Origin of the sequence: Kribbella jiaozuonensis, from assembly GCF_005233875.1 — a bacterium.
Classification (GTDB): domain Bacteria; phylum Actinomycetota; class Actinomycetes; order Propionibacteriales; family Kribbellaceae; genus Kribbella; species Kribbella jiaozuonensis.
The window spans coordinates 434,860-453,325 of the sequence record NZ_SZPZ01000005.1 but is presented as its reverse complement, the minus strand read 5'-3'; the positions used below and the strand labels follow the sequence as shown (position 1 = coordinate 453,325).

General features: G+C 68.1%; 19 protein-coding genes. 12 read left to right on the top strand and 7 right to left on the bottom strand.

What is annotated here, in order from left to right:
* Nucleotides 1–38: 38 nt before the first annotated feature.
* Together FDA38_RS34245 and FDA38_RS34240 are read right to left on the bottom strand one after the other, a co-directional pair.
* Nucleotides 39–968, bottom strand: coding sequence for a ribokinase (locus tag FDA38_RS34245; protein ID WP_137258315.1), 930 nt, complete (start codon nt 966–968; stop codon nt 39–41).
* The gene (locus FDA38_RS34240) at nt 965–1,627 is read right to left on the bottom strand and encodes a KpsF/GutQ family sugar-phosphate isomerase (RefSeq protein ID WP_233715097.1); all 663 of its coding nucleotides are present in this window, start codon (nt 1,625–1,627) and stop codon (nt 965–967) included. Before FDA38_RS34240 ends, FDA38_RS34245 begins: the two co-directional genes overlap by 4 nt.
* A gap of 249 nt (nt 1,628–1,876) precedes the next feature.
* On the opposite strand from FDA38_RS34240, the gene FDA38_RS34235 reads away from it, so the two are divergent.
* The 4 genes from FDA38_RS34235 to FDA38_RS34215 all read left to right on the top strand — a co-directional run bounded on the left by FDA38_RS34235 (nt 1,877) and on the right by FDA38_RS34215 (nt 7,018).
* Nucleotides 1,877–3,238 carry an ABC transporter substrate-binding protein gene (locus FDA38_RS34235; RefSeq protein WP_137258314.1) on the top strand — a complete coding sequence of 454 codons (1,362 nt, stop codon included), beginning with the start codon at nt 1,877–1,879 and terminating at the stop codon, nt 3,236–3,238.
* 65 nt (nt 3,239–3,303) lie between these two features.
* Nucleotides 3,304–4,191 carry a carbohydrate ABC transporter permease gene (locus FDA38_RS34230; RefSeq protein ID WP_137258313.1) on the top strand — a complete coding sequence of 296 codons (888 nt, stop codon included), beginning with the start codon at nt 3,304–3,306 and terminating at the stop codon, nt 4,189–4,191.
* Nucleotides 4,181–4,978 carry a carbohydrate ABC transporter permease gene (locus FDA38_RS34225; RefSeq protein WP_137258312.1) on the top strand — a complete coding sequence of 266 codons (798 nt, stop codon included), beginning with the start codon at nt 4,181–4,183 and terminating at the stop codon, nt 4,976–4,978. Before FDA38_RS34230 ends, FDA38_RS34225 begins: the two co-directional genes overlap by 11 nt.
* A gap of 630 nt (nt 4,979–5,608) precedes the next feature.
* Complete coding sequence (locus FDA38_RS34215; RefSeq protein ID WP_170989967.1) at nt 5,609–7,018, top strand: hypothetical protein; 1,410 nt, start codon at nt 5,609–5,611, stop codon at nt 7,016–7,018.
* Nucleotide 7,019: 1 nt separating this feature from the next.
* Here FDA38_RS34215 and FDA38_RS34210 read toward each other — a convergent pair whose 3' ends face one another.
* Nucleotides 7,020–7,685: a maleylpyruvate isomerase family mycothiol-dependent enzyme gene (locus tag FDA38_RS34210; RefSeq protein WP_202877971.1), complete on the bottom strand. Its 666-nt coding sequence runs from the start codon at nt 7,683–7,685 to the stop codon at nt 7,020–7,022.
* Entirely contained in the window at nt 7,676–8,326 is a 651-nt protein-coding gene (locus tag FDA38_RS34205) for a pyridoxine/pyridoxamine 5'-phosphate oxidase (protein ID WP_137258308.1), read from the bottom strand. Before FDA38_RS34205 ends, FDA38_RS34210 begins: the two co-directional genes overlap by 10 nt.
* A 63-nt stretch (nt 8,327–8,389) precedes the next feature.
* Between FDA38_RS34205 and FDA38_RS34200 the strand changes: the two genes are divergently transcribed.
* The 7 genes from FDA38_RS34200 to FDA38_RS34170 are packed head-to-tail and all read left to right on the top strand — an operon-like array spanning nt 8,390 to nt 14,049.
* Nucleotides 8,390–9,088 carry a CGNR zinc finger domain-containing protein gene (locus FDA38_RS34200; protein WP_137258307.1) on the top strand — a complete coding sequence of 233 codons (699 nt, stop codon included), beginning with the start codon at nt 8,390–8,392 and terminating at the stop codon, nt 9,086–9,088.
* Between the two features lie 10 nt (nt 9,089–9,098).
* Nucleotides 9,099–9,785: a VOC family protein gene (locus FDA38_RS34195; protein WP_137258306.1), complete on the top strand. Its 687-nt coding sequence runs from the start codon at nt 9,099–9,101 to the stop codon at nt 9,783–9,785.
* The gene (gene dapE, locus FDA38_RS34190) at nt 9,782–10,849 is read left to right on the top strand and encodes a succinyl-diaminopimelate desuccinylase (protein ID WP_137258305.1); all 1,068 of its coding nucleotides are present in this window, start codon (nt 9,782–9,784) and stop codon (nt 10,847–10,849) included. Before FDA38_RS34195 ends, dapE begins: the two co-directional genes overlap by 4 nt.
* Nucleotides 10,850–10,886: 37 nt before the next feature.
* Nucleotides 10,887–11,735, top strand: a complete 849-nt coding sequence (locus FDA38_RS34185; protein ID WP_137258304.1) for an LOG family protein — start codon at nt 10,887–10,889, stop codon at nt 11,733–11,735.
* Between the two features lie 54 nt (nt 11,736–11,789).
* Entirely contained in the window at nt 11,790–13,052 is a 1,263-nt protein-coding gene (locus FDA38_RS34180; protein ID WP_267901777.1) for a DivIVA domain-containing protein, read from the top strand.
* Nucleotides 13,052–13,492 carry an SRPBCC family protein gene (locus FDA38_RS34175; protein WP_137258302.1) on the top strand — a complete coding sequence of 147 codons (441 nt, stop codon included), beginning with the start codon at nt 13,052–13,054 and terminating at the stop codon, nt 13,490–13,492. The genes FDA38_RS34180 and FDA38_RS34175 overlap by 1 nt, the downstream gene beginning before the upstream one ends.
* Entirely contained in the window at nt 13,489–14,049 is a 561-nt protein-coding gene (locus FDA38_RS34170) for a DNA-3-methyladenine glycosylase I (protein ID WP_137258301.1), read from the top strand. Before FDA38_RS34175 ends, FDA38_RS34170 begins: the two co-directional genes overlap by 4 nt.
* A 191-nt stretch (nt 14,050–14,240) precedes the next feature.
* On the opposite strand, the gene FDA38_RS34165 is transcribed toward FDA38_RS34170, so the two are convergent.
* From FDA38_RS34165 to FDA38_RS34155, 3 genes are read right to left on the bottom strand one after another with little or no spacing between them, the layout of a single operon-like run.
* Entirely contained in the window at nt 14,241–16,352 is a 2,112-nt protein-coding gene (locus FDA38_RS34165; RefSeq protein ID WP_137258300.1) for an alpha/beta hydrolase-fold protein, read from the bottom strand.
* 44 nt (nt 16,353–16,396) lie between these two features.
* Nucleotides 16,397–17,188 (bottom strand): enoyl-CoA hydratase/isomerase family protein, encoded by a 792-nt coding sequence (locus FDA38_RS34160; RefSeq protein ID WP_137258299.1) that lies wholly within the window; start codon nt 17,186–17,188, stop codon nt 16,397–16,399.
* A gap of 32 nt (nt 17,189–17,220) precedes the next feature.
* The gene (locus FDA38_RS34155; protein WP_137258298.1) at nt 17,221–18,039 is read right to left on the bottom strand and encodes a PaaX family transcriptional regulator; all 819 of its coding nucleotides are present in this window, start codon (nt 18,037–18,039) and stop codon (nt 17,221–17,223) included.
* A gap of 166 nt (nt 18,040–18,205) precedes the next feature.
* On the opposite strand from FDA38_RS34155, the gene FDA38_RS34150 reads away from it, so the two are divergent.
* Entirely contained in the window at nt 18,206–18,373 is a 168-nt protein-coding gene (locus tag FDA38_RS34150) for a DUF3117 domain-containing protein (RefSeq protein ID WP_012923066.1), read from the top strand.
* The last annotated feature ends 93 nt before the right edge of the window (nt 18,374–18,466 follow it).

Sequence of the window (18,466 nt, the reverse complement as noted above, 5' to 3'; positions counted from 1 at the left end):
CTGGATCGCACTCTAACCCCGATCCCGAGCAAAGGATCTCATGACGCGATGGAGTCCAGCAGGGCAAGGGCGGCCGCGCGAGCGGGGGCAGAATCGGCCGCGCCGTTGACGGTCGTCGAGAGCGCACCGGCGGCGTTCGCCAGGCGTACGGCGTCCACCAGCCCGGCCCCGTCCGCCAGGGAAGCGGCCAGCGAACCGCAGAACGCGTCGCCCGCGCCGACCGTGTCGACGGTCGCGACCTCGAAAGGATCGACACGTTCCTCGAAGCCGGCGGACCGGTCCAGAACGAAAGCACCCCGCGAACCCAGCGTGACCACACACGCACGCAGGTCCCAGTCCTCGGCGAGTTTGCGCGCGACCATCGGCACGCCCGAGTCGTCGCAGTCCAGCCCCGTGAGGGCCGCCGCCTCCACCTCGTTCGGCACCAGGATGTCGACGTACGCCGCCAGCGATTGATCGACCGGGCCGACCGGCGCGGGGGTCAGGATCGTGGTGACGCCCGCGGTCGAGGCGAGCCGGAGGGCGGCGTGACTCGCCTCGACCGGGAGCTCGAGCTGGACGCTGAGCACCTTGCTGGAGACGAGCACATCGGAAGCGGCCTCGACATCCGCAGCGGTGATCGCCGCGTTCGCGCGGGACACGATGATGATCGAGTTCCCGCCGTCCGGCAGCACCAGCGGCAGGCCGACGCCGGTGCCCAGCGACGGATGCCGCACGACCCACGAGGTGTCGACGCCGTTCGACGACAACAGCTCGAGGAACTCCTCGCCGTACCGATCCTCGCCGATCGTGCCGACGATCGCCGTACGCGCACCCATCCGCGCCGCCGCGATCGCCTGGTTCACCCCCTTGCCGCCGAGGAACTCCGCGAACCCGGTCCCGTGCAACGTCTCACCCGGCAACGGCCGCCGCTCCGCCGACGCGACCAGGTCCTTCATGAAAGACCCCAGCACACAGACATCGTTCATGCCTGTTCCTCGGCCAGACGCTTGCCCAAGGCACCAGACGGATGGAACTGCGCGAAGTCGTGATGACTGAACGACCGCAGTACGACGAGCGCGCACGCCAACGCATCGCCCATCGCCAACGAGGCCGTCGTCGAGGCCGTTGGTGCCAGGTTCAACGGATCCGCCTCGCGCAGCACCATCGTGTCGAGCGTGTACGTCGCCAGCCGTGCCAGCGTGGACTGTTCCTGCCCTGTCATCGCGATCACCGGGATCTCCCGCTCCCGCAGCATCCGGGCGAACGCGCACACCTCGGCCGTCTCGCCGGACGCGGACAACGCGAGCACGAGATCGCGCCGAGTCACGGCACCGGAGTCGCCGTGCAACGCATCGCCGGAGTGGATGAATGTGGCCGGCGTACCTGTGCTCGCCAGCGTCGCGGCAATCTTCCGACCGACCAGACCGGACTTCCCCAGACCGGTCACTACCAGGTGACCTTCGCACTGGGCGACCGCGAGCAGCACCTCCAGGAAGACTCCGTCCAGGCGGTCCGCGAGTGCCGACACAGCGGCGGCCTCGGTCTCGATGGCGTCGCGCGCCGCCTGTAATCCCCGGGCGACCAGGTCCCTGGACAGCTCGTCGGCCGTGCGGTGGGCGGACGCACGGTTCGGCACAACTGGCATCCCAGCGCCTCTCATCTCAGAAATCGATTTCCGTAGATTAGGCAGCGAGCTTGGCTGGTGTCAACGGCTGCACCGAGGTCGAAACCCTTGCCCACACGCAGGAATCGACGGAGGTTGACCACATCGTCACCCCGTCGGCTCTTGACCGCTCACACCGCCGATCGTAGATTGCGAGAAATCGATTGCCCCTGGGCCGCCCCAACCAGTCGCCCTAGCCCCCGCCCGAAACACACCACCCTGGAGCACCTGATGGCCGCAACACCCTTCCCTGCCAGGCAGCTCAGTCGCCGGTCCGTCCTGCGCGGCGGTCTGGGCGCGTTCGCCGCGACGGCTGCCGGCGTACCGCTGCTGTCCGCCTGCGGCAGTAACGACTCCGGCGGCAACGCCAAGGAGATATCGTTCTGGAACTTCTACGGTCCGTCGGACGACCAAGGACCGCAGAGCAAGTGGTTCGTCGACACCGTCGCCGAGTGGAACAAGAACAACGACGTCAAGGTCAAGCTGCGCTACATCCCCGGCAAGGACTACCTGAACGGGACCACGCTGCAGACCGCGTTCCAGTCGGGGCAAGGCCCGGACATCTTCCTGATCAGCCCCGGCGACTTCCTTCGCTACTACAACGGCGGCGTACTGCAGGATCTCGGGTCCGCGTTGCCGGACGAGTCCAAGAGGGACTACCTGCCCGGCCTGCTCGAGGCACGCAGCGTTGACGGCAAGGTCTACGGCCTGCCGATGGAGATCGAGCCGCTCGCGATGTACTACAGCGAAGCCGCGTTCGAGTCGGCCGGCCTGTCCGAGGCCGATCTGCCGAAGACCTGGGACCAGACCATCGCGGTCGCGCAGAAGCTGACCAACAGCAAGCGGTACGGCGTGATGTTCGAGACGCTGCCGGGCTACTACCAGAACTTCACCTGGTACCCGTTCATGTGGCAGGGCGACGGCAACGCGATCAAGGACGGCAAGTCCGCGTTCGACTCGCCGGCCGCCGTACAGGCACTGAAGTTCTGGGGCGACACGATCAAGAACAAGGTTGCCCCGCGCAAGGCTCTCGGCGACGGCGGCGGCGACGTGGTCTCGAACCTCGGCTCCGGCGCGGCCGCGATGCAGCAGAGCGGGATCTGGGCCGTCGCGGATATGCGGACCAAGGCGAAGACCTTCAAGTACGGGATCATTCCGCTGCCGACTCCGGACGGCGGCTCGGCGGCCACCGACCTCGGCGGGTGGGCATTCGTCGCGAACTCGAAGGGCAAGAACCCGGAGGCCGCGGCCAAGTTCATCGCCTGGGCGCTCGGCTCGACCGACGCCGCCGGTGTCGAGCGGCAGCGGCAGTGGAACACCGTGGTCAAGACCAACCTGCCGCCGCGCAAGTCGGTGCAGCAGGCCGCGGACGCCAAGGGTGCGTTCGCCGATGGTGCGTTGAAGAAGTTCGTCAGCGAGATCGCGCCGACCGGCAAGCCCGAGCCGCGGTTCCCACCGGAGGTGTACCAGCCGATCGCCGACGCGATCCAGGCCTGCCAGCTGAATGCGGCCGATCCGGCCAAGGCGGCGGCCGACGCGGCGGAGAAGATCGACACGTTCCTGAAGACCTACCAGGGCGCGCCGATCAGCTGATGGTGACGACAACAGCCCCTCCCTCCAAGCCGCTGGTGAAAGCTTCGGGGAAACCCAAGACGGGTATGACGCGGAAACGGCGCGAGGCGTTGGCGGCGTACGCCTTCCTCGCGCCGGACACGATCGGTCTGCTGATCTTCGTCGCGATCCCGATGGTGCTCGCCTTCGGCGTCGCGTTCTTCAAGGTCGATGGCTTCGGCAACTATCAGTACGTTGGCCTGGCCAACTACAAGCTGATGGCCGGGGACGATCAGCTCTGGGCCTCGCTGAAGGTCACCGCGATCTATGTGGTCACGTTCGTGCCGATCGCGTTCGTGGTGAGCTTCGCGCTGGCAATGCTGGTCCGCAACCACTTCAGGGGCATCGGCTGGGTCCGCTCGGCGTTCTTCCTGCCGAACGTCGTCAGCCTGGTCGTGGTCGGCCTGATCTGGCAGTTCCTGCTGGTCGACAAGCGCGGCGCGCTCTCCAAGCTCCTCGCGCCGCTCGGCCTCGGCGACGTGTCCTTCCTCGGTACGCCGTCCCTTGCGCTGGGCACCTATGTGGTGATCAGCGTCTGGTTCCTGATGGGATACCAGATGCTGGTGTTCCTGGCCGGGCTGAAGGACGTGCCGAAGGAGCTCGAGGACGCCGCGCAGATCGACGGTGCGGGCTCCTGGCAACGATTCCGGTACGTGATCTGGCCGCTGCTCCGGCCGACCAGCTTCTTCGTCGTGGTGAACTCGACGATCGGCGCAGTCACCGGTCTGCAGGCGTTCGACCTGGTCTTCGTACTGACCAAGGGCGGCCCGGCCCGCGCGACCAGCACGGTCGTGCTCTACATCTACGAGCAGGCCTTCACCTTCAACAACATGGGGTACGCCGCGGCGCTGACCACCGTGGTCGTGGCGATCCTTGTCGTCTGCACCGGCCTGATGTTCGGCGTCACCCGAGGAGGTCGCTTCGATGAGGATTAGATTCTTCCCGATCCTGGCCCATGTGTTGGCGATCATCGCGGTCGCCCCGTTGTTGTGGATCCTGATCAGTGCGTTGAAGCCGGCCGAGGACGTGTTCAACTTCGGCTGGCCGTCGACGTGGACGCTGGACAACCTGCAGTACGTGCTGCTGAAGATCCCGATGCCGCGGTTCATGCTGAACTCCGCGATCGTCTCGGTCACGGTCACCGTGGTCGCACTGTTCTTCCACAGCATGGCGGCGTACGCACTGGCCCGGCTGCGGTTCCCGGGGCGGGGGATCATCTTCTCCGGGATCATGTCGACGCTGCTCGTGTCGTTGCCGGTGATACTAGTTCCATTGTTTCTAGTGGCAAAGCAACTAGGTCTGCTCGACAGTTACGCCGGGCTGATCGTGCCGAGCATCTTCCATGCGTTCGGCATCTTCCTGCTCCGGCAGTACTACCTGAACATCCCGCGTGAGCTCGAGGAAGCGGCCGACCTCGACGGCTGCGGCTACTGGCGGCGGTACTGGAGTGTCATCCTGCCGCTCAGCCGGCCGGTACTCGCGTCGCTGTCGGTGCTGTTCTTCCTGGCCAACTGGAACGCGTTCCTCTGGCCGCTCACCATCACCCGGAACCCGGACCTGCGGGTGATCCAGCTCGGCGTCTCCGGCATGCAGGGGCAGTACGCCTCGGCCTGGAACCTCATTCTCGCGGCCGCGGTGATCGCGGCCATTCCCACGGTCGTGGTGTTCGTCGCGGGCCAGCGCCGCCTGGTCGATGCGATGAAGACGACCGGCCTCAAGTGAAAGGCACCTCATGAAGCGTGGGGCTCTGCTCGCTGTGCTGCCACTGGTCTTCGGCACCGCGTCGCTCTTGAGTCAGGACTCCAAACCGGTCCCTGTTGCGTCGACGACGGTCGGCACGGCGCAGGTGGAGTCGAAGGGCATGCCCAGCAACAGCGACGGCGACCTGTGGCCGTCCTGCTGGGCCGGCAACGACAAGCTGTACGCCGCCAACGGTGACGGCGAGGGATTCAGTACCGACGGGGACTTCGCCGATATCGCGGTCAGCGAGATCAACGGCACGCCGGGAAACTTGTCCGGGGCAACGATCTCGAAGGGCGACCAGGTCGGGTCGGTGTGGAGCGGCGCCGGGTACAACCGGAAGCCGACCGGGATGGTCTGTGTCGGGGACACGCTGTACCTCGCGGTCCAGGACCTCGCGCTCGACTTCAACGACGTGCCGGCTGCGACGATCCTGAAGTCGACGGACCACGGGAAGACGTGGACCTGGGACAAGCAGAAGCCGATGTTCTCCGACCATGTCTTCACGACGATCTGGTTCGCGGACTTCGGTAAGGGTGGTGCGCTCGCACCCGACGGTTACGTCTATGCCTATGGCCTCGACGGCAACTGGCGGGACTCGTTCGACGACAAGTGGCGGATCCGCAGAGCGTGTTCCTGGCGCGGGTGCCGAAGAACAAGGTGCAGGACCGCGGCGCCTGGAAGTTCTACACCGGCGCCGGCTGGTCGGCGAAGATCGCCGACCGCAAGCCGGTGCTGACCGACACGAGGCGGCTCTACGCGCAGACGTACGGGACGAATGCGTCGAACCTGAGCGTGATCAGCCAGGGCGGAGTCACCTACCTCGCCAAGCAGAAGAGGTACGTCTACACGTCCTGGACGGAGTACACGTTCGAGTTCTACGAGGCGCCGACGCCGTGGGGACCGTGGAAACACTTCATGAGCAAGGACTTCGGCGGCTACCCGTGGTCGACGTCGAAGTACGGCGGGTACGGCGTGACGATCCCGTCGAAGTTCGTCCAGCCGGACGGCAACACCATGTACATCCAGGCGAACGTGTGCCCGTGCGGCGGCGGTGGAATCGGTACGTCGGTCTACAACTTCAACCTGCGCAAACTCGTCCTCACGCCGTCGACGACCGCGCCCGCCGACAACCTGCCAGGAGCTGACAATCTCGCTGTACCGACGATGGGTGCAGTAGCCATCTCCAAGTCGACACAGTCCGGAAGCCTCGCGCTGATGAACGACGGCGCGAAGACCGGCAGCGAGTCCGACTTCGACGACGAGGTGAAGGGCGCGTCGTGGTGGGGGTACGAGTGGCCGTCGCGGCACAAGGTCAACAACGTCGAGTTCACGTCGGGCGCGGTGTCGGCGGAGGGTGGGTACTTCACCGGCCGGCCGCGGGTGCAGGTGAAGCGGGACGGCGAGTGGGTCGAGGTCGGGTCGCAGACGGTGTCCCCGGCGTACCCGGGCGACGCGTCGGCCGGGGCGAACACGACGTACACGATCACGTTCCCGGTGCAGGAGACCGATGGCGTGCGGGTGATCGGGCTGCCGGGCGGGACGCGTTCGTACACGACGGTGTCCGAGCTGGCGGTCCGATACGTATCGCAACTCGCGGACGGCGGCTTCGAAGGCACCGGCGGCGGCAAGCCCGCGTGGCTGTTCGAGGGTACGGCGGCCAACGGCGTCGACCGCGGCCTCGGCTTCGCACACTCAGGCGCCAACAACGGCTGGATCCGCTGCACCTGCACGGGTTTCAGCGACCTGTACCAAACGGTCCCGGTCACACCCGGCGCGACCTACACCTTCGGCGCCTGGATCAACGCATCCGCCAACCTCCCCCCCGACCAGGGCCGCTTCGGCGTCCGCGCCGGCACCACAGACCTGGCCAGTACGACGTTCGGCGCCGGCACCGGCTACGTCCACCACGAGGTCACGGTGAAGGTCCCAGCCAACACCCACGAACTAACCGTCTACGCCGGCTTCAACGGCCCCAACCTCGACACCTGGATCCAGGTCGACGACTTCACCGTCAGCTGATTCACGGCCAGGGGAGGAGATCCGGACCGGGGCCGGTGATCGGGCCGGGGGTGGGGCGGCCGGCGTACCAGGCGGTTAGGTCTGTCAGGGCGCCGGTCAGCTTGACCTCTTCGCCGGTGCCGTTCTCCCAGGTGGTGGTTTTGGACTCGAGGATGAGGTGGGTGTTGTCGGGGGTGCGGGGGCGGAGGAAGTCCAGGAGGTGGAGGCAGAAGTCCTCGGACCAGGTGGCGGGAGTGACGCCCAGGTTGAGGTCCGAGGTGTGGATGGTGAGTTCTCGCCAGGTGGCTTGGAGGCCGGCCGAGAGGTTGCTGTTGCGGTGGAGGATCGGGAGGGGCCAGTCGGTGGGGCTGACCTTGTCCCAGGAGGCGAGCAGCGTCGTGACGGCCTGGGTGAGGTGGGTGCGGAGGTCGGCGGCGGAGCGGTCGGCGCCGGCCTCGATGGCTGCTTCGCGGGCCGGGCGGCCGCCGTCGTACACCTCGATGAGCCGGCCGGCGAGAGCCTCGTCGACCTGACGGGTCATCGCCTCGGAGAAGTTCGCGATGTGCGTGATGACGTGACCGCGGGACCATCCGGGGAGGTTCGAATCGCCGCGTGCGGTCGCGTCGTCCAGGTCCGCGACGAGCGCGAGCAGTTGCTCGGCGGTGGCGCGTACTTCGTTCAGGGCCACAACAGCTCCTTTGTCCAGTGGTCTTCCAGCCGGTACCGCAGGCGGGTGTGCCGGCGATCCGGGTCGGCCTGCCAGAACTCGACCTCTTCCGCACGCAACGTGTACAGCGTCCAGTTCGGCGCAACCAGGCCGGGGTCGGCGGCGATCCGCTCAGCCTGCTCCTTCACCGCCACGTCGATATCGGCGGGATCCGCGAGTACGGCGCTCTGCCGCCCGACCAGCGCCTCCGCGCGCGCTGCCTCCGGCCTGCGCAGGAAGTCGTCCGCCGACTCACCCGCCTCCGCGGCCGCGACCGTGCCGAGGATGCGGACCTGCCGTCCCAGCGGGATCCAGTAGAACGTGAGAGCGGCGTACGGCGAGGTTGCCAGCTCGTCGCCCTTGCGGCTGGTCGACGTCGACGCGAACTGCCAGCCGTCATCGGTCACGTTCTTGAGGATCAGGACGCGTCCGTTCGGCCGGCCGTCGGCGCGGACCGTGGACAGGGTCATCGCGCACGGCTCGGGCGCCTGCGCGTCGATCGCGGTCAGCAGCCAGTCGACGAACAGCTCGTGCGGCGTCTCGGGAGCAAGTGCGGGATCCCAGGCGGGTGGGGTGCCGGTCAGCGTCGGTACGGCGCGCAGCCGGGTGCGGAGGTCGGTCACGCTTCGAGACCCTAGGCGATGTATTCACATGGCAGCAACGGAATATCCCATTAGAATCGCCGGATGAGCACGCTGGCCTTCGCCCTCGCCGCGACCATCAAGCACGACGGTCACGGCGGCATCGCGGACCTCCTCGCGACACCTGCGGAGGCGGCCACGTGGTTGGAACAACACCAGAAGCAACTCATCGAGATCCTCGGCCAACCCCTGGCCAACCAAGCCCGGCACCCCGCGCCGCTGTCGCCCGCCGCGGCGGCCGACCCTTCCGGCCGAGTGACGGCGGCGGCGGCCCACTCCTCCGTCCTTCGTGTCGGGGGTGACGGCGAGTGGGACGGGCGCGTGCGCGACGAGCTTGTGGGGATTCGGCGGGCGGTGCGGGCGTTGTTTGCGAGGGCGGTTGCGCCTGGAGCGCCCAGTAAGGCTGATGCTGATCGCTTGATGGATGTGGACGCGGCGCTCCGGATGGTCAATCGGGCTGCCGGTCGGCTGGGGGAGCGGAGGTTGGTGTGGGAGGAGGCCGAGGAGCCGCGAGTGGAGTGGGCCGGCGTGACGGCGGATGCGGAGGGGTTGTTGGTGGGTGCCGTCGGGCGATCGGCGATCGAGTTCTTGACCGGGCCGGATCGGGGGCGGTTGCGGGCGTGTCCGGCGGCTCGGTGCGTCAAGTACTTCCTGCAGGAGGATCCGCGGCAGCTGTGGTGTTCGGCGTCCTGCGGTAACCGGGAGCGGGTGAACCGTCACTACCGGAAGCGGCACTCCGGATAGCCTGTCGGGCATGACCATCGCGCGTTTCAAGGACTTGTGTGTCGACGTGTCGTCGCCGAGTGAGATGGCCGCGTTCTGGGGGCGGGTGATCGGCCTGACCGCGCCCGCCGACAACCCGAACGTGCTGGTCGGTGACGCCCCGGAGAAGACGATCTGGATGTGCAAGGTCCCGGAGACGAAGACGGTCAAGAACCGGGTCCACCTCGACGTGATCACCGGCTCGATCGAGCACCTGGAGCGGGAGGGCGCGAAGGTCCTGACGCCGGAGTCCGAGGAACAGCCGTGGACGGTGATGACGGATCCCGAGGGCGGCGAGTTCTGCGGATTCGTCCGCGAGACGGTTCCGGCGTACCGGCTGATGGAGTTGATCGTCGACTCGGCCGAGCCGGAGAAGCAGGCGCGGTGGTGGGCGGACGTGGTCGGCGGCGACTTCATGAGTCGGCCCGGTACGCCGTACTTCTGGCTCGAGAACGTGCCCGGCCTGCCGTTCCGGTACTGGGTCTTCGTGCCGGTGCCCGAGCCCAAGACCGCGAAGAACCGCGTGCACTGGGACGTCACCGCGCCCGCGCTGCAGCCGGTGCTCGACGCGGGTGCGACACTGCTGCGGCCCAAGGACGACGAGATCGGCTGGCACGTCTGCGCCGACCCCGAGGGCAACGAGTTCTGCGTGTTCCTGCCGCCAAAGGAGTCCGAATGACCAAGCTCGATCTCACCGCATCCGGTCCGGACCTGACCGAGGCCCTGGTGAACGTCTCGTCGGTCAGTGGGACCGAGGAGAAGCTTGCGGACAAGGTCGAGAAGGCGCTCTCGGCGTACGGGCATCTGAAGGTGTTCCGGCACGGGAACACCGTGGTCGCGCGGACGGATCTCGGCCGGGACGAGCGGGTCGTGATCGCCGGGCACCTCGACACCGTCCCGCTCAACGACAACCTCCCGGCCCGCCGCGCCGACGGCCTGATCCACGGGCTCGGCGCCTGCGACATGAAGGGCGGTGTCGCGGTCGCGCTCCGGCTCGCGGCGACGCTGGACGAGCCGAACCGGGACGTCACCTACGTCTTCTACGACTGCGAAGAGATCGAGGCCGAGCGCAACGGCCTGTTCAAGCTGACCCGGTCGAACCCGGAGCTGCTCGAGGGCGTGTTCGCGGTCGTGATGGAGCCGTCGAACGCCGTCGTCGAGGCCGGCTGCCAGGGCACGATGCGGATCGAGGTCACCACCCGTGGCGAGCGCGCGCACTCGGCCCGGTCGTGGATGGGGTCGAACGCGATCCACGCCGCGGGCGAGGTGCTGGCCCGGCTGACGGCGTACGAACCGCGACGGGTGCCGATCGACGGGCTTGAGTACCGCGAGGGGCTGAACGCGGTCGCGATCACGGGTGGCGTCGCCGGGAACGTCGTACCGGATCTGTGCACGGTGACGATCAACTACCGCTTCGCGCCCAACCGGTCCGAGGCTGAGGCCGAGGCGCACCTGCGTGAGGTGTTCCAGGGGTACGACGTCGTCGTGAGGGACTCGGCCCCGGGCGGGCTGCCGGGGCTGGAGCGGCCGGCCGCGGCGGCGTTCCTGCAGGTGGTCGGGGGAGAGCCGCAGCCGAAGTTCGGGTGGACGGACGTGGCGCGGTTCACGCTGCTCGGCGTACCGGCGGTGAACTACGGTCCTGGTGACCCGCTGTACGCGCACAAGCAGGACGAATTCGTGCCCGAGGCCGAGATCGAGCTGTGTGAACAGCGGTTGAGGAGTTGGTTGACGGGCCGCGCCTGAGCCGTCGGCGTTACCGGTCAGGCCATAATCTGGACGTATGTCAGAACCATCGATCCACCCCGACCGTCCCGTCGGCCAGCAGCAGCGCGGGCCGATCGTGATGCGGCGCAAGCAGGTGCAGCACTCCACCTCCGAGCAGCGGCTGCTGGACAGCCGCGGACCGTCGGACTGGGTGCACACCGACCCGTGGCGGGTGCTGCGGATCCAGTCGGAGTTCATCGAGGGTTTCGGCATGCTGGCCGAGCTCGGGTCCGCTATCAGCGTGTTCGGCTCGGCGCGGACGAAGCCTGACGATCCGATGTACGCCGCGGCCGAGGAGTGCGGGCGGAAGCTCGTCGCGGCCGGGTACGCCGTCATCACCGGCGGCGGACCGGGCGTGATGGAGGCCGCGAACAAGGGTGCGTCCGAGGCCGGCGGCGTGTCGGTCGGGCTCGGCATCGAGCTGCCCTTCGAGAACGGGCTGAACGAGTGGGTCGATATCGGGATGAACTTCCGGTACTTCTTCACCCGCAAGACGATGTTCGTGAAGTACGCCCAGGGGTTCGTGGTGATGCCGGGCGGGTTCGGCACGCTGGACGAGCTGTTCGAGGCGCTCACGCTGGCGCAGACGCGCAAGGTCACGTCGTTCCCGGTCGTGCTGTTCGGTACGGCGTACTGGGGCGGCCTGGTCGACTGGCTGCGGAGCACGATGCTCGCGGACGGCAAGATCTCGGCCGCCGATCTGGACATGTTCACGGTCACCGACGACGTCGACGAGGCGATCAGCTACATCATGAAGGCGGGCGAGCTCGCCGACGCCGCGGCCCAGGAAGCCGCCGAGGTGGCTGCGGAGGACGTCGACAGCACCTCCGCGAAGGCGCGCCGGCTGGGGTCCGACGGGAGCTGAAATCCCGGGTGATGGTTCGGTTGACTCGGACGGCATGGCACGATCGGACCCGTGATGTGGTTCTTCGGGCTGATCGTCGTGGTGTTGATCGGGGCTGTCGCGGTAGTGGCCTCGGGTCGTTGGGGTGCCATGAGCACGGCGTACGACGACCGGCCCGACATGACCGTGCCCGCACGGCAGGTGCTGACGTCGACGGATATCGAGTCGGCGCGGTTCGCGGTCGGGGTGCGCGGCTACCGGATGGACGAGGTCGACACGCTGCTCGAACGGGTCGCGAAAGAGGTCGCTGAGCGGGACCGCCGGATCGCGGATCTCGAGCGAGCGGTGGCGCCGATCGTGGATGCGCCGGAGGGCGCCGGGTTCACGTCCAAGTCGCGGTACGACGCGTCCGAGTTCGAGGACACCGGGCCGCATCAGCCGATCATGGTCGGCGGGGACTTTCCGGCCGGTGAGCCGTCGAAGGAGGAACCGAAGGACTCGACCGCGGAGGTGCCGCAGGTCGCTGTCCCGGTGGCTCCTGCCGAGCCGCCGACTGAGTCTGCGGTGGCGGACGATGACGAGCCGGAGACGTCCGAGCTGCCGCGGACGAGGCATGAAGCGGCCGCCGACGAGTACGAACGGCTCCAGGCCGAGGCCCGAGCCGTCCTGGAAGCTCAGTCCCAACCGGTCACTCCACGCCGGACGCCCGCTACACCTCAGTTCCCCCAGCAGCCGGAGGAGCAGCAGCCGCCGCAAGCCGCCGCCCAGCAGTCACCGCAGGAGCAGACGCCGCCAGCCGGCGCGCAGGAGTCAGCCCAGCAGCAGTCGCCGCCGCAGTCGCCGCCGCAGCAGTCGCCCCAGCAGTCAGCCGACCTGCAGCCAGCCGCCCCGCAGTCAGCTGACGCGCAGCCGGTGCCGGCCGAGCAGGCCGGTCCGGCGCAGCACTGGACGCAGATGCCGCCGCCGGAGTCGGCTGACGTGGAGCACGAGCCGGCCGCTCCCGCACAGCACTGGACGCAACAGGAGCAGTACGTCGTCCGGGAGCAGCAGGCCCCAGCTCAGCAGCCCGCTGCCCAGCAACAGGCCCAGCAGCAGGCGCCCGCTCCGCAGGAGCAGCCCGACTCGTGGCAGTCCTCACAGCGGCAGTCCTCGCAGCAGCAGTCCGCCCATCCGCAGCCCGGCCCGCAGCAGTCCGCCCATCCGCAGTCCGGCACGCAGCAGTCCGGCACGCAGCAGTCCGGCACGCAGCAGGGTGGGCAGCACGGGGAGGGGGAGGGGTGGCAGTTCTGGCCGCCGGCGGATCAAGAAGGGGAAGGCGCTTATCAGCGGCCGAGCTGATGAACGGGACGGGGAGTTGTCACGCGGAGGCGTCGGTCGTGCTGCGGCTGTCGCCGGAGGCCGCCTGGGACGTCGTGATGGACTGGGACCGGCAGTCGCGCTGGATGTTGCTGACCCGCGTCTGGGGAACTGAGAACGACGGCATCGGTGTCGGCGGTGGGGTCGCCGCGCGGACTTCTGTCGGTGGCATCGGGTTCACTGACGACATGGTCATCACACACTGGGATCCGCCGCGCGAGTGCACGGTGAAGCATCTCGGCAAGATCGTCCGGGGCACCGGCACGTTCACGATCGCGCCGGTCTCCTCCGGCAGCGTCTTCACCTGGGAAGAGGACGTCGACCCGCCGCTCGGCCGACTCGGCTGGACCGTGGCCCGACCAGCCTTCGAGCTGATGATGCGGGTCTCCCTCCACCGCCTGACCCGCGAGGTCGGCGCATGACCGTGATCGGCCCGGACAGGCAGCCGCGCTGCGGTTGGGCGACCTCCGCACCGGAGTACATCGAGTATCACGACACCGAGTGGGGCAAGGAGATCCGCACCGATGTCGGCCTGTTCGAGCGGATGACGCTCGAAGGGTTCCAGTCCGGGCTGTCGTGGATCACGATCCTCCGCAAACGCGAGAACTTCCGTACTGCGTTCGCCCACTTCGACCCGGAGGCGATCGCGAAGTACGACCAGGCCGACTTCGACCGGCTGATGGCCGATCCCGGCATCGTCCGCAACCGGCTCAAGATCAACGCGACGATCAACAACGCCCGCGCACTGCTGGAGCTGGACGACGGCGAGTTCACCGAGCTGCTCTGGTCGTTCAGGCCGGCCAAGCACAAGGCACCCAGGACGTTCGCCGACGTACCGGCCACCACACCCGAGTCCGTGGCGATGTCGAAGGCCCTGAAGAAGAAGGGATTCGTCTTCGTCGGACCGACCACGGCGTACGCGTTGATGCAGGCCACCGGCATCGTGAACGACCACTTGAAGACCTGTATAGCCCGGTAAATCTCGTGCACGTGCAGCTGCCTTCTGCATCTGCAAAAGGCTCTTTGGCGAAACGCAAACACAAACGGCTGAACGAGTTGTGCACCGGGCACTGAACGTGATGAGGTGTTCAACGGGCTCCCCGACTGTCAGGTGGTTGTCCGGCCGTGACTCGCCCGGCCGGAACGCGGTCTGGGAGCCCACCAAACGTTCTACGGCAGGTTGTTCGAGCCGTCTGAAGTGAAGGCTGTCCGGAACACATCCGTTCCGGTCAGCCCACTCAGTTGGGTGCCCGTCGGGGTAGCGATGAGGTAGAGATTCGCTTCGGCGAAGGCGTCCGCCGCGTCGTCGTCCGCAGTACCGAACTGGCGGGTCCAACTGCGTGTGTGCTCAGGCGAGTACTTCGTCAGCACGCCGTCGAACTTGCCGAGCGGCGTCTCCAACGCGCCGTCGGTGAAGCCTGCGACATAGAGGTTGCCGGCGGGGTCGACTGCCACAGCGGCGGCCTTGTCGTTGGTGGACGTGCCGAGCTGGTCGCGCCAGGTCAGGTTGCCGTCGGAATCGGCGCGGGCGACCAGGAAATCCTTGTCGCCGTTGAGCGTTCCGGCGAAGTCACCTGCCGTGTAGCCGGCGAGATACACACCACCGGCAGGGTCCGCGGCCAGCGCCCACACCTCGTCCGCCGCAGACGTGCCGACCTGCTTCACCCACATCGGAGTGCCGTCCGTCGAATAGCGGGCGAGCAGACCGTCCACACCGCCGTCGCCGGCGATCATTCCACCCAGATACACCGAACCATCCGAGACAGCGACCGCCATCCCCTTGTCCTCGCCCGCTCCTCCGGTCTGCCGCAACCACACCAGCCGCCCGTCACCGTCAAGCCGAGCGACGAACACATCCTTGTCGCCCTGGTTCGCCCCGTCCAACGCGCCCTTCGTGTAGCCGCCGACATAGACATCGGTCCCGGACACACTCACCGAGTAGCTGCGATCCGCCACCCCCGGTACGCCGAACTGCGTCAGCCACCGCCGATTCCCGTCGGCGTCGTACTGCGCCACAAACCCATCGTCCGTAGCGTTTCCGGCATGCTTGCCGTCCAGATCGCCGTTCGTGTACCCGGTCACCACGACGCGCCCGTCCGCGTCGACAGCAACGCCGTACGCCCGTTCCGTGCCACTCGTCCCGAGCGAGCGCGTCCACTCCCGCGAGCCGTCCGCCCGGTACTTGACCAGAGCGACGTCCGTCCCGCCCGCGTACGGCTGACCGTCCAGCGCACCCGCCGCCGCGACCGCCTGATAAACGTTGCCCGAGGCATCAGTCGCGATCCCGCCGGCGCGGTCGTCGCCCGCCGTACCGGTGATCGCGGCCTGCATCGGGACGGCCGGCGGCTTGCCGATGTACTGGAAGATGTACTTCGCGCCTTCGGCGAACGTCGGCCCCCACACGTCCCAGTCGTGTCCGCCGTTGACGACGCGGAACTCCGACGTCAGGTTCGGCACCCGGGACGCCTGGTTGAACACGACATGCGCCTCGAAGTCGAGGTCGTGGGTCGCGTCGATCGGCTTCGGGTTCTTGTACTCGTCGTCGCCGACCGCGATGTACAGGTGCGACTTCAGCCCGGTCGCCGAGAACGACTTCAGCGTCGCCGGCCAGTTCAGCTTCAGGTACGTCGACTCGACGAACGGATCCTTACCCTTGCCGAAGGCACCGAAATCGCGGGTGCTCGAATCGGCCGGCGGCAACGGGAAGTACACCGCCGGGCTCAACGCGATCGCCGCACCGAAGACCTCGGGGTGCGCCAGCGAGTACCGCAGCGCACCCGCGCCGCCCATCGAGTAGCCGGCGATCGCCCGCCCGCTCCGGTCCGCGATCGTCCGGTACGTCGCGTCGATCTTCGGCACGAAGTCGCGGAAGAACGCCGTCTCCACCGGCCGCCCGGGGTCGGCGCCTTTGTACGCCGAGTCGACGTACCAGCTCGCCCGGCTGCTCCACGGCGCGTCGGGCATGATCGCGATCGTCGGCGGGATCTGACCGGTCCCGATCAACTCGTCGAGCCGGCTCTTCACCTGCGTCCAGGCGCTCATCGAGTCCCCGCGCCCGTGCAGCAGGTAGACGACCGGGTAGCGGCGGGTGGACGCGTCGTACCCGGCCGGCAGGTAGACGTTGTAGTTGATGTCCTCGCCGAGCGTTGCGGACCGCGCGGCGGCGGACTTGATCACTCCTGGCTCAATAGCAGGCGCAGCAGGCGCGGCGTTGGACCCAGGCACGACGAAGCTCCCGATCAGCGTGGCGGCGGTCAGGGCAGGCAGCAGCAGTTTCCTCACAGCTCACGTTGTAATCGCTTACGTAAACGATTACAAGACCCTGCTCATCGGCCGTTGAAGGTGGGCTTCTCCTTCGCGACGAACGACGCGACCGCGTTGTGGTGGTCCTCGGTCCCGCCGGTCAGCTGCATCTGACCCGCCTCGAACGCCAGCGACTCGGCCAGCGTGTGGGTGGCCGAGTAGTTCACCGACTGACGGACGGCGCCGTAGGCAACCGTCGGCCCCTTGGCGAGCTTCCCGGCGAGCGCGGCGACGGTGGTCTCCAGCTCCAAGGCAGGGACGACCGAGGTCGCCAGGCCGAGGTCAAGCGATTCGGCCGCGGGGATGGTGCGCGGGAAGTACAGCAACTCCAGAGCCTTCGCCCGCCCGATGAGCCGGGGGAGCGTCCAGGAGATGCCCGTGTCGCAGGACAGCGCGATGCCGGTGAAGGCGAGGTTGAACCCCGCGGTGTCGGCCACCACGCGGAAGTCGCAGGCGAACGCCATCGACGCGCCGGCGCCGGCCGCCACACCGTTGACCGCCGCGATCACCGGTTTCGGCATCTCGGTGAGGGCGAGCGCGATCGGCGCGTAGTGGTCCGGCACTGTGCTCCACAGCGCGGCCTCGTCGTTGGCCTGCAGCAGCCCGATGTGCTCCTTCAGGTCCTGCCCGACGCAGAACGCCCGCCCGGTCCCGGTCAGTACGACGACGCGTACGGCGGGGTCGTCGGCGGCCGTCTGGATGGTGTCCCGGAGCAGGACCTTCGTCGGCGTGTCGAGCGAGTTCATCGCGTCCGGCCGGTTCAGGGTGATGGTGGCCACGCCGTCCGAGACGGCGTACACAACGGAGTCACTCATCGTGGTCAGCTCCTTGACTGTCGGTGAAAATTTCAGTGCAGTGTCAGGCAGTTGTCGACGAAACGCCCGGCCGCGGGGCCCAGTCGTTCGGCGTGGAAATCGAAGAACTCGGCCGCCCTGGTGCCGGCCCAGTCATCGGGCAGCAGCTCGTCCGGCAGCCCCGGGTCGCGGAACAGGAACTTGCGCCACTCGTGCACCAGCTCCGACCGGACCGCAAAGGCCTGCTCGTCACCCCCGCCGTCGCCGGCCTCGTCGACCAGCGACTTCGCCTCGATCAGCCAGGCGTCGTACGACGCGCCGAGCTCGTCCAGTTTCCAGACCCGCCGGGCGAACTCCACGGCGCCGTCGTCGACCGGCGCGCGGAACCGGTCCGCGGCGATCCCTTCCATGCCGAGAATCTGGTCGACCTCAGTGTCGTTGCGCAGCCCGACCCAGGCGCCGTCGGACAGCGGAGCCCAACCCAGGAAGGCGAGTTGGCTCGCGAGCTGCTCGCGGCGACGCGCGTTCGGCACCTCGCGCAGGATGCCCAGATGCCAGTGCCGGTCCCAGTCGCCCGGCCCCTCGGAACCGGTGACCACCGGCGTGCCGTCCGGGGCGGTCCGGTAGATCCGGGCGGCGGCGTCGTCGAGCCGGCGACGCGCCCGGGACGTCAACGCGTACCCGGGTTGTCCCTCGATCCGGACCGGCTCCAGCCAGCCCTGCCGGACCATCCGCGACACGGCGGTCCGCACCGCCGGCGGATGGACGCCGAGCGGCGCGAGCAGCTGGACCAGGGCCGCGACCGGGGCGCGCGCGCCACGCGCGCGCAGGTGGTCGCCGTACAGGTCGAAGAGGGCTGAACGGGCGTGCACAAGACTCGAGTCTGCCGTATGGTGCACGGCTCTGGCCTGGGATCGGGAATAATGGGGTCTGATACACACTGCGATACGCGCCGACGGCGCATCACCGCAACGGCGCCGGCGACGGTTCCCCGCGCGGTGTCGTCGCTCAACACCGACACTGGGAAGGGGTGCGCGCATGGCGGCGATGAAGCCGCGGACGGGCGATGGTCCGCTCGAGGTCACCAAGGAGGGCCGCGGGATCGTGATGCGGGTTCCGCTCGAGGGCGGCGGCCGGCTCGTCGTCGAGCTCAACGCGGACGAAGCGACCGAGCTCGGGAACGCGCTCAAGGCTGTCGTCGGCTGACCAGGTTCTCCCCGGGGTGCCGGGACATGGCCTCGCACTCCTCTGACAATCCTGCGACCCCGGTGGGTGCTGTTTCCGGCACCGGCCGGGGTC

Coding starts and splice junctions, on each gene's coding strand:
- FDA38_RS34245 (WP_137258315.1), bottom strand. CDS start 968: ATGAACGATGTCTGTGTGCTGGGGTCTTTCATGAAGGACCTGGTCGCG.
- FDA38_RS34240 (WP_233715097.1), bottom strand. CDS start 1,627: ATGCCAGTTGTGCCGAACCGTGCGTCCGCCCACCGCACGGCCGACGAG.
- FDA38_RS34235 (WP_137258314.1), top strand. CDS start 1,877: ATGGCCGCAACACCCTTCCCTGCCAGGCAGCTCAGTCGCCGGTCCGTC.
- FDA38_RS34230 (WP_137258313.1), top strand. CDS start 3,304: ATGACGCGGAAACGGCGCGAGGCGTTGGCGGCGTACGCCTTCCTCGCG.
- FDA38_RS34225 (WP_137258312.1), top strand. CDS start 4,181: ATGAGGATTAGATTCTTCCCGATCCTGGCCCATGTGTTGGCGATCATC.
- FDA38_RS34200 (WP_137258307.1), top strand. CDS start 8,390: ATGAGCACGCTGGCCTTCGCCCTCGCCGCGACCATCAAGCACGACGGT.
- FDA38_RS34195 (WP_137258306.1), top strand. CDS start 9,099: ATGACCATCGCGCGTTTCAAGGACTTGTGTGTCGACGTGTCGTCGCCG.
- dapE (WP_137258305.1), top strand. CDS start 9,782: ATGACCAAGCTCGATCTCACCGCATCCGGTCCGGACCTGACCGAGGCC.
- FDA38_RS34185 (WP_137258304.1), top strand. CDS start 10,887: ATGTCAGAACCATCGATCCACCCCGACCGTCCCGTCGGCCAGCAGCAG.
- FDA38_RS34180 (WP_267901777.1), top strand. CDS start 11,790: ATGTGGTTCTTCGGGCTGATCGTCGTGGTGTTGATCGGGGCTGTCGCG.
- FDA38_RS34175 (WP_137258302.1), top strand. CDS start 13,052: ATGAACGGGACGGGGAGTTGTCACGCGGAGGCGTCGGTCGTGCTGCGG.
- FDA38_RS34170 (WP_137258301.1), top strand. CDS start 13,489: ATGACCGTGATCGGCCCGGACAGGCAGCCGCGCTGCGGTTGGGCGACC.
- FDA38_RS34160 (WP_137258299.1), bottom strand. CDS start 17,188: ATGAGTGACTCCGTTGTGTACGCCGTCTCGGACGGCGTGGCCACCATC.
- FDA38_RS34150 (WP_012923066.1), top strand. CDS start 18,206: ATGGCGGCGATGAAGCCGCGGACGGGCGATGGTCCGCTCGAGGTCACC.